The 428-nt window shown below is 70.1% G+C and carries 1 protein-coding gene; it reads left to right on the plus strand.

Features of this window, described 5'->3' with window-relative positions; all coding sequences use genetic code 11:
• Window positions 1-151 precede the first annotated feature (151 nt).
• The coding region (locus I6F37_RS41080) for an iron-sulfur cluster assembly protein (RefSeq protein WP_225154532.1) at window positions 152-428 on the plus strand (277 nt) is incomplete at its 3' end.

Here is a 428-nt window from a genome sequence, read left to right on the forward strand (position 1 = left end):
TGGCCGACCTGTCCATCGCCCGCGTCGTCGACCGCATCGAGGCCGTGTACGGCCGCCTGTCCGGGGCGTTCTAGCTCCCGACTGGCGCGGATCGCGCAGCGCGCTACGATGGTTTCCGACACGACTTCTGCCAGAACGAGGCCAGCCCCGCATGATCGCCCTCACCGAGGCCGCCGTCCTCGACGCGCTCCGCAACGTCCAGGAGCCCGAGCTCGGCCGTGACATCGTGACCCTCGACATGGTCAAGGCCATCGCCATCGACGGGCCCGACGTGGCCTTCACCATCGAGCTGACGACCCCGGCCTGTCCGCTCAAGGACGAGATCGAGACCAACACCCGGGCGGCCCTGGCCGTCATCGGCGTCGACAAGGTCGCGATCACCTGGGGCGCGATGGTCCGTCGAGCCCAGCCCCGCCAGGCCGAGCAGC

The sequence above is a fragment of the Bradyrhizobium sp. NBAIM08 genome (genome assembly GCF_020193935.1).
Taxonomy (GTDB): domain Bacteria; phylum Pseudomonadota; class Alphaproteobacteria; order Rhizobiales; family Xanthobacteraceae; genus Bradyrhizobium; species Bradyrhizobium yuanmingense.